At 71.9% G+C, this 15,973-nt stretch carries 12 protein-coding genes; 2 read left to right on the top strand and 10 right to left on the bottom strand.

The features are described 5' to 3' along the window. Positions 1–98: 98 nt before the first annotated feature. From ACQ9ZG_RS26115 to ACQ9ZG_RS26090, 6 genes are all read right to left on the bottom strand, one after another. Entirely contained in the window at positions 99–788 is a 690-nt protein-coding gene (locus ACQ9ZG_RS26115; protein ID WP_499281279.1) for a hypothetical protein, read from the bottom strand. Positions 789–825: 37 nt separating this feature from the next. Beyond that, a complete protein-coding gene (gene rnhB, locus ACQ9ZG_RS26110; RefSeq protein ID WP_028419074.1) occupies positions 826–1,536 on the bottom strand; it encodes a ribonuclease HII in 711 nt (236 codons plus the stop codon). A 222-nt stretch (positions 1,537–1,758) separates the two neighbouring features. Then, on the bottom strand, positions 1,759–3,660 hold the full coding sequence (locus ACQ9ZG_RS26105; RefSeq protein WP_499281278.1) for a DUF4153 domain-containing protein: 1,902 nt from the start codon (positions 3,658–3,660) through the stop codon (positions 1,759–1,761). A gap of 226 nt (positions 3,661–3,886) precedes the next feature. Next, positions 3,887–4,795, bottom strand: coding sequence for an ADP-ribosylglycohydrolase family protein (locus ACQ9ZG_RS26100; RefSeq protein ID WP_499281277.1), 909 nt, complete (start codon positions 4,793–4,795; stop codon positions 3,887–3,889). Positions 4,796–4,807: 12 nt separating this feature from the next. Beyond that, positions 4,808–5,467: a histidine phosphatase family protein gene (locus ACQ9ZG_RS26095; protein ID WP_099217933.1), complete on the bottom strand. Its 660-nt coding sequence runs from the start codon at positions 5,465–5,467 to the stop codon at positions 4,808–4,810. A gap of 71 nt (positions 5,468–5,538) precedes the next feature. Further along, on the bottom strand, positions 5,539–6,144 hold the full coding sequence (locus ACQ9ZG_RS26090; protein ID WP_109915002.1) for a YdbC family protein: 606 nt from the start codon (positions 6,142–6,144) through the stop codon (positions 5,539–5,541). Positions 6,145–6,378: 234 nt separating this feature from the next. Here ACQ9ZG_RS26090 and ACQ9ZG_RS26085 point away from each other — a divergent pair, with 234 nt between their 5' ends. Further along, positions 6,379–6,915 carry a TerD family protein gene (locus ACQ9ZG_RS26085; RefSeq protein ID WP_032756281.1) on the top strand — a complete coding sequence of 179 codons (537 nt, stop codon included), beginning with the start codon at positions 6,379–6,381 and terminating at the stop codon, positions 6,913–6,915. A 158-nt stretch (positions 6,916–7,073) separates the two neighbouring features. On the opposite strand, the gene ACQ9ZG_RS26080 is transcribed toward ACQ9ZG_RS26085, so the two are convergent. Continuing rightward, positions 7,074–9,965: a vitamin B12-dependent ribonucleotide reductase gene (locus ACQ9ZG_RS26080; RefSeq protein ID WP_028419064.1), complete on the bottom strand. Its 2,892-nt coding sequence runs from the start codon at positions 9,963–9,965 to the stop codon at positions 7,074–7,076. A gap of 165 nt (positions 9,966–10,130) precedes the next feature. Next, positions 10,131–10,643 carry a transcriptional regulator NrdR gene (nrdR, locus tag ACQ9ZG_RS26075; protein ID WP_018488320.1) on the bottom strand — a complete coding sequence of 171 codons (513 nt, stop codon included), beginning with the start codon at positions 10,641–10,643 and terminating at the stop codon, positions 10,131–10,133. A 493-nt stretch (positions 10,644–11,136) separates the two neighbouring features. On the opposite strand from nrdR, the gene lexA reads away from it, so the two are divergent. Further along, entirely contained in the window at positions 11,137–11,934 is a 798-nt protein-coding gene (gene lexA / locus ACQ9ZG_RS26070; protein ID WP_019762227.1) for a transcriptional repressor LexA, read from the top strand. A 75-nt stretch (positions 11,935–12,009) separates the two neighbouring features. Here lexA and ACQ9ZG_RS26065 read toward each other — a convergent pair whose 3' ends face one another. Together ACQ9ZG_RS26065 and ACQ9ZG_RS26060 are read right to left on the bottom strand one after the other, a co-directional pair. Continuing rightward, positions 12,010–13,980, bottom strand: coding sequence for an ATP-dependent DNA helicase (locus ACQ9ZG_RS26065; RefSeq protein ID WP_109915003.1), 1,971 nt, complete (start codon positions 13,978–13,980; stop codon positions 12,010–12,012). 38 nt (positions 13,981–14,018) lie between these two features. Beyond that, positions 14,019–15,920, bottom strand: a complete 1,902-nt coding sequence (locus tag ACQ9ZG_RS26060) for an IucA/IucC family protein (protein WP_109915004.1) — start codon at positions 15,918–15,920, stop codon at positions 14,019–14,021. Positions 15,921–15,973 lie beyond the last annotated feature (53 nt).

Below are 15,973 nucleotides of genomic sequence, written 5' to 3'. Positions count from 1 at the left end.
AGCCGGAACGGCCGGAAGCACGACGACGACCGGAGCCCCGGCCGCCCGTGCGGGCGGCCGGGGCTCCTCGGTTCTGGCGTACGGCGATGCGGGGTCGGTCAGACGCCCGCGCCGAGCGCGGAGTTGATCGTCTGCGGGTCTCCGCAGACGATCAGCAGCGCGGCGGCACGGTCACGGGCCACGGGCAGCGCACGGGCGACGGTCCCGTCGGTGTCCCCGTTGACCGCCACCACGACCACGGGCCGGGGCTTCGCCCGGTCGACCGCGGAGGCGTCGGCGAAGAAGACGTCGTCGCCCGCGTCCTGCTGGGCCCAGTAAGCGGCCTCGCCGAAGGACAGCTCGTGGGCGGCCCACGGGTGCTGCTCGCCGGTGGTCAGCACCAGGATGTCGCCCGGCACCCGGCCGGAGTCCAGCAGCAGGTCGACCGCTTCCTCGGCCGCGTCGAGGGCTCCGCCGGCCGGGGCCGGGATCAACTGGAGCTGCGGTGCGGAACGATTCTCCGACCGTCCGGCCGGAGCGCTCCCGGGCGCCGCGGAACCGGGGCCGGGTGCGGGTGCGGGTGCGGGTGCGGGAACAGGGTGGGCGCGCTGTGCCGGAGGCGCGGGGCGCGCGGGGCCGGGGACCGGACGGCCGGGCCGCGGCGTGGCCGCGGAACGCGGACCGGGTACGGGACGAGGGGTCGGCGCGGTACGGCCGGCGGCCGGAGCGACGCGGGGACCCTGGGCACTCTCGTGAATCTGAGGCTCCTCGGGATTGAGGCAGGAAGGTGGTCTGTCATGGGCCGACATGGTCGGTCGGCACCGTCGGTGGGGCGCCTGCGCGCGATCAGAATTCGAAGCCGAGCTGGCCCCCGCTTTCGAGTGCGGCCGCCTCGGCGGAAATACGGGCCTTCTTCAGGTGCTGCCACCGGGGCAGCGCGTCCAGATACGACCAGGAGAGGCGGTGGTGGGGCGTGGGCCCCCGCTCCTCCAGCGCGGCCCGGTGCACCGGCGAGGGGTACCCCGCGTTGGCGGCGAAGGCGAAGTCCGTGTACTCCGCGGACCCCCCGCCCAGTTCGGCCATCATCCGGTCGCGGTGCACCTTGGCGATGACCGAGGCGGCCGCCACCACGATGCAGGACTGGTCGCCCTTGATGACCGTACGGACCTTCCAGGGGGCGCCCAGGTAGTCGTGCTTGCCGTCGAGGATCACCGCGTCGGGGCGCACCGGCAGCCCCTCCAATGCCCGTACGGCGGCGAGCCGGAGCGCGGCCGTCATCCCGAGGTCGTCGATCTCCTGCGGAGAGGCGTGCCCCAGGGCATGGGCGGTGACCCAGCCCTCCAGCACCGGAGCCAGCTCGGCACGCCGCCGGGGCGTCAACAGCTTGGAATCGGTGAGGCCTTCGGGGGGTCGGCGCAGGCCGGTGACCGCGGCACACACGGTGACGGGCCCGGCCCACGCCCCGCGTCCGACCTCGTCGACACCGGCAACGGTCCTGGCACCGGTGGTAGCGCGAAGCGAGCGCTCGACGGTGTGCGTGGGTGGTTCGTACGGCATGGCGCCAGCCAGCGTACGCCGAGAGCGACAGCAGCAACACCCCGGGGCACCGTGCACACCGAGATTCGGCCGCCGGGGCCCGGGGCGGGTCCGCGACCGGGTCACGCGCGGACCGGCGGGGGCGCGTGAGCGGCGGGGGCGCACGCCGTCGTACGAGGGTCAGTACGGCGGATCGGTACGGGACGTACGCGCCGGGCCGGTACGGGTGATCGGCACGACGGATCAGTACGGGTCGTACGCGTCCCGGTCCCGCTCGTAGCCGTCCTGCTCGCCCTCCCGCTCCCCTTCGCGTACGCCGTCGGTGCCCAGGCCGTAGCAGGTTCCGCGGTCCACGGTCACGGGCCGCTCGCGGAGGATCTCGACCGCCCGCGCCTCGCCCCGGCTGGTGGCGTACCAGGGCGAGTCGGAGCCGCGCAGCTCGCGCTGGACGGTCCGGAGCGCGCAGGAGCGCTGGGGCTCGGGCAGGCGGTCCAGGGCCGGTACGGCGTCGGCGGAGAGGCCCCTGAGGTAGTCGAGGTCGATCGAGCCCCGGTCCTCGAAGCGCCGGACGTTCTGCTCGGCGACGAGCGCGTCCGGCGAGACCAGCCCGAAGACCAGTACGGCTCCGGCCGCGCTGACGGCGATCGCGCGCGGCAGGAACCGGGTGCCGAAGACCCCGGCAGCCAGGATCAGGACGAAGACGACGCCGAGCCACAGCTCCATCGCGGCCACGGATATCCGGAGCCGGGTCAGCCCGTACTCGTCGACGTACAGATCCATGCGGCGCAGCGCCGACGCGACGACGACGAGCGTGAGCACGCAGAGGGTGCCGAGGACGGCACGGACAAGCGTGCGGTCCCGGGCGGAGCCGCGCGGGGCCCAGCGCAGGGCGAGGGCGATCACCAGGAGGGTGAGCAGGGTGGCCCAGAGCAGTTGCCAGAAGCCCTGGCGGGCGTACTGGGCGTGGTCGAGCCCGGTCGCCTCCCGCACCTTCTCGTAGCCGCCGAGGAGGACGACCAACTGGAGCGTGATGAAGGCGGCGAAGAGCAGGTTGAGGACGACGAGCGGAAGGGCCCACTCCATACGTGCCCGGGGCTTGCCCCGCTTGACGGCGATCCCGTCCCAGCGCACGGGTGCGGCGGCGGTACGGGCGGCGGCCAGCGCGCCGACGAGCCCCACGAGGAGGAGGAACGTCCGCCACGGGCCGTCCACGATCGACATGTCGGGGACGAGCCGGCCGAGCAGGTCGGCGAAGGCCGCGTCGGCGCTGGCGAAGAGCGTCCCGAACACCACCAGGAGCGCGAGGGCCACGGCCGTGGTGCGTACGGCGGTGGCCCAGCGTCCCCGGGAGTCGTCGGCCCGCTCCCGTACCCCCAGCCAGCCCCACCGCACGCCCGGCCCGATCGAGTCGAGGATGCCCACGGAGCCGATCAGTACGCCGGGCCAGCTCCGGCTGCCGTGCAGCGCGAGCGAACCGAGCGCGAAGGCCGACACGAGGGCCAGGAAGGTCGGCCAGCCCGCGTCCCGGAGCGCCGGGACGGCGAGCAGCGCGAGGCCGCCGACGGCCCAGACGGCGGTCCAGGGCCGGAGCCGGCGGCCGGCGGCCCGCGCCGCGAAGGCGGCGGCCAGGGCGGCGGGGACGGCGACGATCAGGGCGTTCACCCCGAGGCCGTCGCCCAGCAGGAGCGCGCTGAGCACGGCGGTGGCCAGGACCGCGGCGAGGACGGCGGGCGGGGCCGGGGGCGGCGCGGCCGGACGGAGCTTGGCCGTCGCACTCGGTCGCCTGACCGGGGGCTGCCAGGGCCCGCCGGGGTGCGGGGTCGGGGCCTGACGGGGAGGCGGAGCCTGCGGCAGGTGCGGCGCGGCGACCGCGGCGGTGGTGGCCGGGGAGGCTGCGGCCTGCGTGGTGGTGGCCGCCTGCGGGGCGGCGCCCGGAGAGGCGTCGGGAGGAGAGGGCTGGCGCGGAGCCGGCGGGCGGTCGGCCGACGGCTCCGCGGCCTTGGACACCCCTGCCGATTCGGCTGCTCCGGACGGCTCGGACACCTCGGCTGGCTCGGCCGGCTGGGACACCTTGGCCGACACGGGCGGCTCGGCGGGCCCAGACAGCTCTGACGGCTCTGACGGTTCTGACGGTTCTTCGGACATGGGACCCCTCCCCCACCGGACACACGCACGACCTCGGGCGCGCGTGGTCCAGGCATCTCATTCGGCGCGCGTCCACGGAGGTCGACGGGCGGACCAGGGGACGGCGTGGCCGAAAGGTTAAGATCCCGAACCGCTGTTCGCGAACACTCAGAGTGAGGCTGTGGCAGGACCGTGACAGTGCGTCGGCTCGGCAGCCCACGGTCCGGTGGGCCCGGCGCCCGTACGGTCAGTGGCGCGCCGGGACCAGCCAGCCGGGAGGTTCCTCCGTCTGCGCCAGCCACGCGGCGGGCGGCGCCCCGGCCGTACCGGCGGCGACGACACCCCCGACGATGGCGCAGGTCGTATCGACGTCGCCGCCCGCCTGGGCGGTCAGCCAGAAGGCCTCCTCGAAGTTCCCGAGGCTCCTGGCCGCCGACCAGAGGGCGAACGGCACGGTGTCGTGGGCGCTGGTCCGGCGGCCGTTGCCGAGGACCGCGGCGACCGTCCCGGCGTCCTGGTAGTCGAGCATGTCGCGGGCCCTGCGCAGCCCGGCGCCGACCGCGCTGCGGGGCACGAGCGCGATGACGCCGTCGAGCAGTTCCTCGGGCGTCGGCGGCCCGTCCGGAGCGGCGGCGAGCGAGGCGGCCGCCGCGACGGCCATCGCGCCGACGACGGCCTCACGGTGCTGGTGGGTGGTGTACGAGGAGATCTCCGCCTGGTGGGTGGCCTGCTCCGGGTCGTCCGCGTACCAGGCGCCGAGCGGTGCGATCCGCATGGCCGAACCGTTGCCCCAGGACCCCTGTCCGTTGAAGAGCGCCGAGGCCAGCTCGCGCCAGTCGCCGCCTTCCCGGACGAGCCGGAGCAGCCGGTTCACGGCCGGGCCGTACCCGCGGTCGAAGTCGTGGTGCTCGGCGAAGGAGGTGGCGAGCGCGTCCTGGTCGACGCGGCCGTGGGCGGAGAGCACGGCCAGGACCGAGGAGGCCATCTCGGTGTCGTCGGTCCACTGCCAGGGGCCGGGCGGCAGGACGCGCCGCTTGAGCAGCGGGTAGTTGACCGGGACGAAGAACTGGGAGCCCAGGGCGTCTCCCACGGACAGGCCACGCAGACTGGCCAGGGCGCGTTCGAAGCGCCGCTCGGAAGCAGAATCAACGGTCATCGCCCTGCCACTCTATCCGGTGCGGCCGTACGGCTCAGGGGTGCGCCAGCGCTGGAAGGGGCGGTCGAGGGTGTAACGGCCGTTCGCGCCGAGGAGCAGGGTCCGCGTCTCCCCGTTGCCGGGGTTGGAGAGCGATTCGAACTCGGCCACCGACCAGTGGAACCAGCGCATGCAGAAGAGCCGCATGGTCAGTCCGTGGGTGATCAGCAGGACGTTCTCGGGGTGGTCCGGCTCCTCGAAGCTGCGGTGCAGGCTCTCCAGGAACGCCCCGACCCGGTCGTAGACGTCGGCGCCGGACTCGCCCTGCGCGAAGCGGTAGAAGAAGTGCCCGTAGGCGTCCCGGTACGCCTTCTGGAGCCGTACGTCGTCCCGGTCCTGCCAGTTGCCCCAGTCCTGCTCGCGCAGCCGGGGCTCCTCGCGGACCCGGACGCGTGCCGGGTCGAGGTCGAAGGCCCGGAACGTCTCGTGGGTGCGGCGGTAGGGCGAGATGTAGACGCTCACCCGCTCGTCGCCGAACTGCTCGCGCAGGAGCGCCCCGGTCTCCCTGGACTGCCGCAGCCCGGTCGCGGTGAGCCGAAGCGCGTGGTCGGGCTCCCGCTCGTACACCGTGTCGTCGGCGTTGCCGTCGGACTCGCCGTGCCGGACGAGGACAATGCGCTGCGGTCGTGCCATGCACCGACCCTAGGCGGTGTACGGCGATTCCGCGTGCCCCGGCGGGTGCCACGCACGCGGGCCGGTCGTCGTCAGACCGTCCAGGACGGTTCCAGCCGCACGACGTCCCCCGTCAGCGCCGCCACATCCGTGTCGGTCTGCGCGCGGGCCGCCAGGCGCTGGGCGCCCTCGGCGCGGTACTTGCCGCGTTCGGCGCTCGACTTCCACATGGAGAGCGCCAGGAACTCGTTGCCGGGCGCCTCCCCGAAGACCCCGCGCACCATCCCGGGGGAACCGGCCATCGCCGGGTTCCACACCTGCTTCTGCATCAGTACGAAGTGCTCGGCCCGGTCCTCGTGGACGCTGCTGTGGGCGACCCGGACGACGTCCGCCTCCGTGAACTCCGGCTCGAAGCCGGTCTTCACGTCGAACCGGCGCTCGAAAAGCATGACCTGCATATCGCGGAAGGTGCCCGCCTGGCCGGTCGCCGGGTGGTCCTGCTCGCGGGCCATGAAGGAGTCGTAGAAGACGCGGTTCTCCCAGAACGCGAAGACGTGGGCGACATCGGGGCGCGTTCGGCTCCACCCGCCGCTCTGCCCCCTGAACCCCGGCTCGCCGCGGAGCCCCGCCCACTTCCGCTGCCCCTCCTCGAACCCATGACGGTCCACCACGGAACAGCGAATCCACTTCACCAGCACCGCGCCATCGTACGGCGCGGAACGTGGCCCGGATCACGACCGTCCGCCGGACCGCCGGGCACACCGGACACACCGGGCCCGTCCGGCACCTCCGGCACAGGGGTCACATGCGGCGCATGGCCCGAATCCGCCGTCCGGGACCGGGACAGTTGGCTGCGCGGCCCGTTCCGTACATGATCGGGGAATCGGGTGAGGAGAACGGTCCGCGGACCGTCGGCCAGGAGGGGAAGTCCGGTGAGCACTCCGAACAAGGACATCGAGAAAGTCGAAGTACGGATCAAATGGGATCCCAGCCCGCACGGTGAACCCGACATCGACCTGGACATCATCGCGGCGACCTACCGGGCGGAGGAGCCGTACGGCAGCCCCGCGTACCTGGTCCACTTCGACAGCCGCTCGCCGGACGGGACGATCATCCTGAACCGGGACAGCAGGACGGGCCAGGGGTTCGGCTTCGACGAGGTCATGACGATCGAACTGGAGCGGCTGGCGGAGCGGTACGGCCGGGTCGTGGTCGGGGTGGCGATCCAGCAGCGCGGTGGCCGGAAGACCTTCGGTGAGGTCGGCTCCACCGCCGTACAGATCCGGGAGGGGTACACCAACCTGCTCGAGGACGACTTCTCGGGTGTCGGCCCGTCGACGGCGGCGGTCGTCGGGGAGTTCTCCCGTACGGGATCGGGACCGTGGGTCTTCCGTGCGGACGTACGCGGCTTCGACGCCGACCCCGACGCGTTCGCCGCCGTGATGGGGAACCGCGCCTCCGGAGCCTGAACGGCAACGACGGATTCCGGCCAACCGCGCATGGGTCGTCCGCCGGGGCGGCCTGCGCCGGACGCTGCGGGTGCTGTCGCCGCCGAGGGTTCCGCGCACGTGAGCGGGAGGGGCACCGGCCGTGTGGCCGGTGCCCCTCCCGTCGTCAGTGCTCGGGCTCAGCTGCAGCCACTGGTCGAGCCGCAGCCCTCGCAGATGTAGCAGGAGCCGGCGCGCTGCATCTTCGTCCCGCAGGAGAAGCAGAGCGGGGCGTCCGCGCTGATGCCGAGCTGCATCTCGACCAGTTCGGCCGAGGTGTGGGCCGTCACCGGTGCGGGCTTCGGGGCCGACTCCGCCGGGGCCGCCACCGCCTTCAGGGGCTCCGGTGCGACCGGGGCCGACTGCGCGAGGCCCTCGGTGTCCGCGTCCGCGTCGTAGGCGGGCTCGTACGAACCGGTGTCCAGGTGGCGCTGGCGCTCCTCGGCGGAGTGGATGCCGAGGGCGGAGCGGGTCTCGAAGGGCAGGAAGTCGAGCGCCAGGCGGCGGAAGATGTAGTCGACGATCGACTGCGCCATCCGCACGTCCGGGTCGTCCGTCATACCGGCAGGCTCGAAGCGCATGTTGGTGAACTTCGAGACGTAGGTCTCCAGCGGGACGCCGTACTGCAGGCCGACCGAGACGGCGATGGAGAAGGCGTCCATCATGCCCGCGAGGGTCGAGCCCTGCTTGGACATCTTGAGGAAGACCTCGCCGAGACCGTCGTCCGGGTAGGAGTTGGCGGTCATGTACCCCTCGGCGCCGCCCACCGTGAAGGAGGTGGTGATACCGGGGCGGCCCTTGGGGAGGCGCTTGCGGACCGGGCGGTACTCGACGACCTTCTCGACCGCCTCGCGGATGGTCTCCTCGGCCTTCGCGGTGACCTCTTCCTTCTCCTTCTCCTTGGTCTTGGCGGAGAGCGGCTGGCCGACCTTGCAGTTGTCGCGGTAGATCGCGAGCGCCTTGACGCCCATCTTCCACGCCTCGAAGTAGACCTCTTCGACGTCCTCGACGGTGGCCGTCTCGGGGAGGTTGACCGTCTTGGAGAGCGCGCCGGAGATCCACGGCTGGATCGCCGCCATCATCCGGACGTGGCCCATCGCGGAGATGGAGCGCTCGCCCATCGCGCAGTCGAAGACCTCGTAGTGCTCGGACTTCAGGCCCGGGGCGTCGATCACGTTGCCGTTCTCGGCGATGTGGGCGACGATCGCCTCGATCTGCTCCGGCTGGTAGCCGAGGCGGCGCAGCGCCTGCGGCACCGTGCCGTTGACGATCTGCATCGAGCCGCCGCCGACCAGCTTCTTGAACTTGACCAGGGCGAGGTCGGGCTCCAGGCCGGTGGTGTCGCAGGACATCGCGAGACCGATGGTGCCGGTGGGGGCGATGACCGAGGCCTGCGCGTTACGGAAACCGTTCTTCGCGCCGAGCCGGATCACGTCCTGCCAGGCCTCCGTGGCGGCGGCCCAGACCGGGGAGTCCAGGTCGTCGACGTGGATCGCCTTGGCGTTGGCGTCGGAGTGCTGCTTCATGACGCGCTGGTGCGGCTCGGCGTTGCGGGCGTAGCCGTCGTACGGGCCGACGACCGCGGCCAGTTCGGCGGAGCGCTTGTAGGAGGTGCCGGTCATCAGCGAGGTGATGGCCCCGGCGAGCGCGCGGCCGCCGTCACTGTCGTACGCGTGGCCGGTCGCCATCAGCAGGGCGCCGAGGTTAGCGTAGCCGATGCCGAGCTGGCGGAAGGCGCGGGTGTTCTCACCGATCTTCTGTGTCGGGAAGTCCGCGAAGCAGATCGAGATGTCCATCGCGGTGATGACCAGCTCGACGACCTTGGCGAAGCGCTCGGACTCGAAGGACTGGTTGCCCAGGCCGTCGTCCTTGAGGAACTTCATCAGGTTGAGCGAGGCGAGGTTGCACGAGGTGTTGTCCAGGTGCATGTACTCGCTGCACGGGTTCGAGCCGTTGATCCGGCCGGACTCGGGGCAGGTGTGCCAGGCGTTGATGGTGTCGTCGTACTGGATGCCGGGGTCGGCGCAGGCCCAAGCGGCCTCGGCCATCTTGCGGAAGAGGGCCTTGGCCTCGACCTCCTCGATGACGTCGCCGGTCATCCGGGAGCGCAGCCCGAAGGTGGAGCCGGACTCGACGGCCTTCATGAACTCGTCGTTGACACGGACCGAGTTGTTGGCGTTCTGGTACTGGACGGACGTGATGTCGTCGCCGCCCAGGTCCATGTCGAAGCCCGCGTCACGCAGGGCGCGGATCTTCTCCTCCTCCTTCACCTTGGTCTCGATGAAGGCCTCGATGTCGGGGTGGTCGACGTCCAGGATGACCATCTTGGCCGCGCGGCGGGTGGCGCCACCGGACTTGATGGTTCCGGCGGAGGCGTCGGCACCGCGCATGAAGGAGACCGGGCCGGAGGCGTTGCCGCCGGAGGAGAGCAGTTCCTTGGAGGAGCGGATACGGGAGAGGTTCAGGCCGGCGCCGGAGCCGCCCTTGAAGATCATGCCCTCTTCCTTGTACCAGTCGAGGATCGACTCCATGGAGTCGTCGACGGCCAGGATGAAGCAGGCGGAGACCTGCTGCGGCTGGGGCGTGCCGACGTTGAACCAGACCGGGGAGTTGAAGCTGAAGATCTGGTGCAGGAGGGCGTAGGCCAGCTCGTGCTCGAAGATCTCGGCGTCCGCGGGAGAGGCGAAGTAGCCGTGGTCCTCGCCGGCCTTCCGGTACGTCTTCACGATCCGGTCGATCAGCTGCTTGAGGCCGGTCTCGCGCTGCGGCGTGCCGACGGCGCCGCGGAAGTACTTGCTGGTGACGATGTTGACCGCGTTCACCGACCAGAAGTCGGGGAACTCGACGCCACGCTGCTCGAAGTTGATCGAGCCGTCGCGCCAGTTGGTCATGACGACGTCACGGGGCTCCCACGCCACCTCGTCGTACGGATGCACGCCGGGGGTGGTGTGGATGCGCTCGATACGCAGACCCTTGCTCGCCTTGGCGCCCTTGGTGCGGGAACCTCGCGGGCCGCTCGCCGTCTCTGTCATGCCGCCTCCCATATGTGGGCAAAAACGCCCTGAAGTGCCCAGTTCTTCCCAGGCACAATGTGTGTCCGTTGCCCCGGGGCCGCGCTCGGCCACGGGAACAGGTCCTGCAGTCGCCCGGTCACCGGTCGGCGGAGTCTGCTCCGGACCGTGACAGGCGTGTACCGCTCAGTCGGCGGCGATGGCGGGGGCGGGGACCTCCAGGGTCTCGCCGCTCCCGGGGTCTTCCGCGGTGGACCGCTGCGCGCGCAGTTCCACGATGGCGGCCTCGAAGTCTTCCAGGGAGTCGAACGCCCGGTACACGGACGCGAAGCGCAGGTACGCGACGAGGTCGAGTTCCTGCAGGGGGCCGAGTATGGCCAGACCCACGTCGTGGGTGGTCAGCTCGGCGCTGCCGGTGGCGCGCACCGCCTCCTCGACCTGCTGGCCGAGTTTGGCGAGGGCGTCCTCCGTGACGGGCCGGCCCTGGCATGCCTTGCGGACGCCGGAGATGACCTTGGTACGGCTGAAGGGTTCGGTCACGCCGCTGCGTTTGACGACCATCAGCGAGCAGGTCTCCACCGTGGTGAAACGGCGGGAGCAGTCGGGGCACTGCCGGCGGCGGCGGATCGACGTGCCGTCGTCGGTGGTGCGACTGTCGACGACCCGGCTGTCGGGGTGCCTGCAGAAGGGGCAGTGCATGGCTCCCAACCCTCCTTCACAGCACGACTGAATAGCCTCGTCCGGCCGACCCTGGCGGGCCCCTCGGAGGCAGTCCCCAGCATAGGCGATGGCCTGGGCCACTTGAACCCGGGACCACTACCTCTGGGCGGCCGGGACGATCCAACCACTAGATCTAGGGTTCGGCGGGGTTTTCGGCCCTACCGCGTGTCGCGCCCCGACCGCGATGCCGGGGGGGAGCGCGGGCCAGGGAAGAGGGTACGGGAATCGCGCACTCCGCGATCCTCCGGGGGCACCCGGGCGGGGAACCGGATGAAAGACTGGACACGGAGCCGCCGGGGAGCCCGCGGAACCCCGGGCCCACGCCGTCCGCACCCCCCGCCCGATGCTCATACACCTGCGGGCATCATCCCGGCAGCCCTTTATTCGTTTTTCACTCGAACGTGTGTTTGGCGCAACCTTTCGAAAGCTACTACCGTTGTCCAGCCAGGGAGACCATTCGAGAGGGGCCGACGTGACCACGACCGCAGACAGTGCCACCATCACCGCCCGGGACCACCGCTCCCAGAGCCGACTTGAGCCGGTGCATGCCATGAATGACTCACTGACGAACACGGACGGGCCCGAGCCCGGCCGCCCCGGCCGTGCCTTGCCCGGCAGGCCTCCAGGGATCAGGGCGGACAGCTCGGGTCTCACGGACCGGCAGCGGCGGGTCATCGAGGTCATCCGCGACTCGGTGCAGCGCCGGGGATACCCGCCGTCCATGCGGGAGATCGGTCAGGCGGTGGGCCTGTCCAGCACGTCGTCCGTCGCCCACCAGCTGATGGCCCTGGAGCGCAAGGGCTTCCTCCGGCGCGATCCGCACCGGCCCCGCGCCTACGAGGTTCGCGGCTCGGACCAGCCCAGCACCCAGCCGACCGACACGACCGGGAAGCCCGCCGCCTCCTACGTCCCCCTGGTGGGCCGGATCGCCGCCGGTGGCCCGATCCTCGCCGAGGAGTCGGTCGAGGACGTCTTCCCGCTGCCGCGCCAGCTCGTCGGTGACGGTGAGCTGTTCGTGCTGAAGGTCGTCGGTGACTCGATGATCGAAGCGGCGATCTGCGACGGCGACTGGGTCACCGTGCGCCGCCAGCCCGTCGCGGAGAACGGGGACATCGTCGCCGCGATGCTGGACGGCGAGGCGACCGTGAAGCGCTTCCGGCGCGAGGACGGGCACGTCTGGCTGCTGCCCCACAACGCCGCGTACCAGCCGATCCCCGGTGACGAGGCGACGATCCTCGGCAAGGTGGTGGCGGTGCTGCGACGGGTGTGAAGCCCGCCGGATCGTCGACCTGGACACGACGGAGCCCCAGGACGCCTCTCGGCCGTCCTGGGGCTCCGTCGTGCGCTACTTGCCCTCCGCCTTGGCCAGGGCGTCGATCGCGGCCAGGGAGCGGCGGGCCTGGTTGCGGTCCGTGGTGTACCAGAAGTCCGGCAGCGAGGCGCGCAGATAGCTGCCGTACCGCGCGGTGGCCAGCCGGGGGTCCAGCACGGCCACGACGCCCTTGTCCCCCGTGGCCCGGACGAGACGGCCCGCGCCCTGGGCCATCAGCAGCGCGGAGTGCGTGGCCGCCACCGCCATGAAGCCGTTGCCCCCCGCCTCCTCCACCGCCTTCTGGCGGGCGCTCATCAGCGGGTCGTCGGGCCGGGGGAACGGGATCCGGTCCATCACCACCAGCTGACAGCTCGGCCCCGGCACATCGACGCCCTGCCAGAGCGAGAGCGTGCCGAAGAGACAGGTCTCCGGATCGGCGGCGAAGTTCTTGATCAGCTCACCGAGGGTCTCCTCGCCCTGGAGCAGGATCGACTTGTCCAGCCGCCCCCGCAGCTCCTCGGCGGCCGCCTTGGCCCCCCGCATGGACGAGAACAGCCCCAGCGTGCGACCGCCCGCAGCCTCCACCAGCTCGGCCAGTTCGTCGAGCATGTCCGCACGGGAGCCTTCGCGCCCCGGGGTGTTCAGATGGCGGGCGACGTAGAGGATGCCCTGCTTCGGATAGTCGAACGGGGAGCCGACGTCCAGCCCCTTCCACTGCGGGACGTCGTCGCCCGCCGTGCCCTCGGGGGCGAGCCCGAGGGAGGCACCCACCCCGTTGAAGTCCCCGCCGAGCTTCAGCGTGGCCGAGGTCAGGACCACGGAGCGCTCGGTGAAGAGCTTCTCGCGCAGCAGTCCGGAGACCGAGAGCGGGGCCACCCGCACGGAGGCGCCGAACCGGTCGTGCTGCTCGTACCAGACGACGTCGTACTCCGAGCCCTGGGTGATCCGCTCGGCCACCCCGTGGATCGACTCGACCGAGGCCAGCGCCTGCTTCCGCACCGCGTCCTCGTCCTGGACGGACTTGTCGCGGGTCGCGCCCATCGCGGAGATCACCGTACGGGCCGCGTCGCGCAGCGCCATCAGCGCGTACGCCAGGTCCTCGGGCAGCTCCTCCAGGCGTCCGGGGAGCGCCAGTTCCATCACCCGCTCGAACCCCTCGGCGGCGCTCTGGAGGGCGTCGGCGGCCTTCTCGTTGACCAGCTTCGCCGCCCGCCGGACCGCCCGGTTGACCTGGGAGGGGGTCAGCTCGCCGGTGGCGACCCCGGTGACCCGGGAGACCAGCTCATGGGCCTCGTCCACGATCAGCACCTCGTGCGAGGGCAGCACCGGGGCGCCCTCGATGGCGTCGATCGCGAGCAGGGCGTGGTTGGTGACGACCACGTCCGCCAGCTTGGCGCGCTCCCGGGCCGCCTCCGCGAAGCACTCGGGGCCGTACGCGCACTTCGTGGCACCGAGGCACTCGCGCGAGGAGACCGAGACCTGCGCCCAGGCCCGGTCGGAGACGCCCGGCGTCAGGTCGTCCCGGTCCCCCGTCTCCGTGTCGTCCGACCAGTCCCGCAGCCGCAGCAGGTCCTGGCCGAGCTTGCTGGAGGGCGCCGCCGCCTCGAACTGGTCGAAGAGCCCCTCCTCCTCGTCCTGCGGCGCCCCCTCGTGGAGCCGGTGCAGGCAGAGGTAGTTGGAGCGGCCCTTGAGCATCGCGTACTGCGGGCGGCGGCGCAGCAGCGGGTGCAGTGCCTCCACCGTGCGCGGCAGGTCACGCTCCACCAGCTGGCGCTGGAGGGCGAGGGTGGCCGTGGCCACGACGACCCGCTCCCCGTGCGCCAGCGCCGGCACCAGATAGCCGAGGGACTTGCCCGTGCCGGTGCCGGCCTGGACCAGCAGGTGGGATTGGTCGTCGACCGCCTCGGCGACGGCCTCGGCCATGGCGGCCTGGCCGGGGCGCTCCGTACCGCCGACGGCGGTGACGGCGGCGTGCAGGAGCTCGGGGAGGGATGGCTTCGTCATAGCCCGACCACCCTACGGCGCACCACTGACAACGGCGGTCACTCCCGGATCCGGGCGGCGGGATGCAGCGGGTTGGGGACCGTTCCGTGGATCGCCGCGTGCGGGCGGCTGGAGCGGTCGCGGTAGCCGTCCACGTGGAGCCGGTTGCGGTTGAGACAGAGCCGTTCGATCTCGGGGGTGAGCATGTCGAACAGCTCGAACCGCTCCTTCAGCTCGGGGAAGCGGGCGTGGTGGCGGACGATCTCCGCCCGGACGAGTGACCAGAACTCGTCCTCGCTCACGCCCAACTGCTCCTCGCAGAGCGGGGAGAGGTAGCGGAAGACGCCGACGAAGAGGCCGGAGTGGATGAACTGGGTGAGGAAGGACGGCTCCTCGGTGAGCAGGACCTCGCGCACCTCGTCGGGCATCGTGTCGTGCTCGGGCAGCGGGTGGGCGCTGATGTTGACGTCGTCGACGAAGTCCTTGATCGCGAGGCGGACGGGGACGTCGTTCCCGTCGAAGACGACGATGGCATTCTCACCGTGGGGGGAGAAGACCGTGCCGTAGCGGTAGAGGAAGTGCAGGAGGGGCGGGAGCAGGGCGGCGAAGAGGCGGGTGAGCCAGGCCTCCGGGGTGAGGCCGGAGCGCTCGACCAGCTCCGCGGTGAACGCGCGGCCCGCCGGGTCCGTATGGAGGAGGGAGGCGAGCGTACGGGCCCGTTCGCCCGGGGCGAGGCGGGGCGGCAGGGGCTCCCGCCAGATCGCGCCCAGGAGTTCCTTGTACTGGTACGGGGCTTCGGGGAGGTGGTCGTAGAGCGGGTGCTCCACGGTGACGGAGGCCACCTCGCCGAGCAGAACGACCCGGCAGGTGTCGCGCAGGAACGGGTCGTCGGCACACAGCCCCTGGACCCAGGCGGTGACGGCGGGGGCGGCGAGGGTCCGCTCGGTGGGCAGGCCGCGCCAGACCAGGGTGTTGAGGATGGAGAGCGGCAGCTTCACCGTGTGCCGGTCGGGGCGGGAGACATTGGCGAAGGTGCGCACGGACTGCTGGGCGAGACGGGCGTCGCCGTCGGTGCGCAGCGCCACGATGTCCCCGTCGGCTATGGCGGGGGCGAAGAGCGGAACGATCCATTCGTCCCACTGCCAGGGGTGTACGGGGAGGTAGAGGTAGCTCTCCGGGTCGAGCCCCCGGGTCTCCAGCTCGGCGGCGAACGCGGCGCGGACGGTGGCGTCCAGCTCCCCGGCGTACAGGTGCTCGGGGGTGGTGAGGCGGCCCACGCCCCGGTACTGCGCGATCCGGGTGCTCACGGCGATCCAGGGCAGCCGGAGGGGGGTGCGGGTCTCGGGGGTGAAGCGGGCCGCGTCGGCGGCGGAGAAGCCGAGCCGCCCCTTGCTCGCCACCAGCCAGGGGTGGCCGGTCTGGTGGCCCTCCAGCTCGGCGTAGCCGAGGTCCGCCAGCTCCGCGGCGGTGAGGGCGGTGTGGTCGAGCCGGGCGTCGGCGGTGAGCGTGAGGGTCAGTTCGCGGATGAGGTGGCCGAGGGTGGCGCCGTCGAGGCCGAGCAGCGAGCGGGCGCGGGTGAGGAACCGGAGCGGGTCGCGGAACGGGCGCAGCGTCCCCTCCGGAGCGCGCTCGGCGGACCCGTGCTGTGAGGAGGCGCCGTTGGAGAGGGGGGTGGCGGGCGGGTGGGCCGTGCCGATGGAGCCGGGGTCGACGCGCCAGCTCCCGTACACGCCCCGCAGGGCGGTGAAGCGCAGCTCCGTACCGTCGTCGAGGGTGAGGGAGTACGGACGGCCGTCGCCGGGGCGCCGTTCGGGCTCGATGATCTCCTCGTACGCGAATTCACCGAGCATCTTGGCGAGCAGCCGCGCCGCGGCCCGGTCCCAGACCCGCCGGTTCAGCTCCGGGGGGCTGAGCAGCGGGCTGGGCTCGGCTGGGTCATGGCTCGCGGAATAGGTCGGCACGGGGACTCCTCCGGGTGGAACCGATGGGGTTCGAGCGGTGTGGACGGTGCGGT

It is taken from the genome of Streptomyces araujoniae, assembly GCF_050871195.1.
Classification (GTDB): Bacteria; Actinomycetota; Actinomycetes; order Streptomycetales; family Streptomycetaceae; genus Streptomyces; species Streptomyces bacillaris.
The sequence above is the reverse complement of the archived record's forward strand: the minus strand, read 5'-3'. Positions and strand labels throughout refer to the sequence as shown.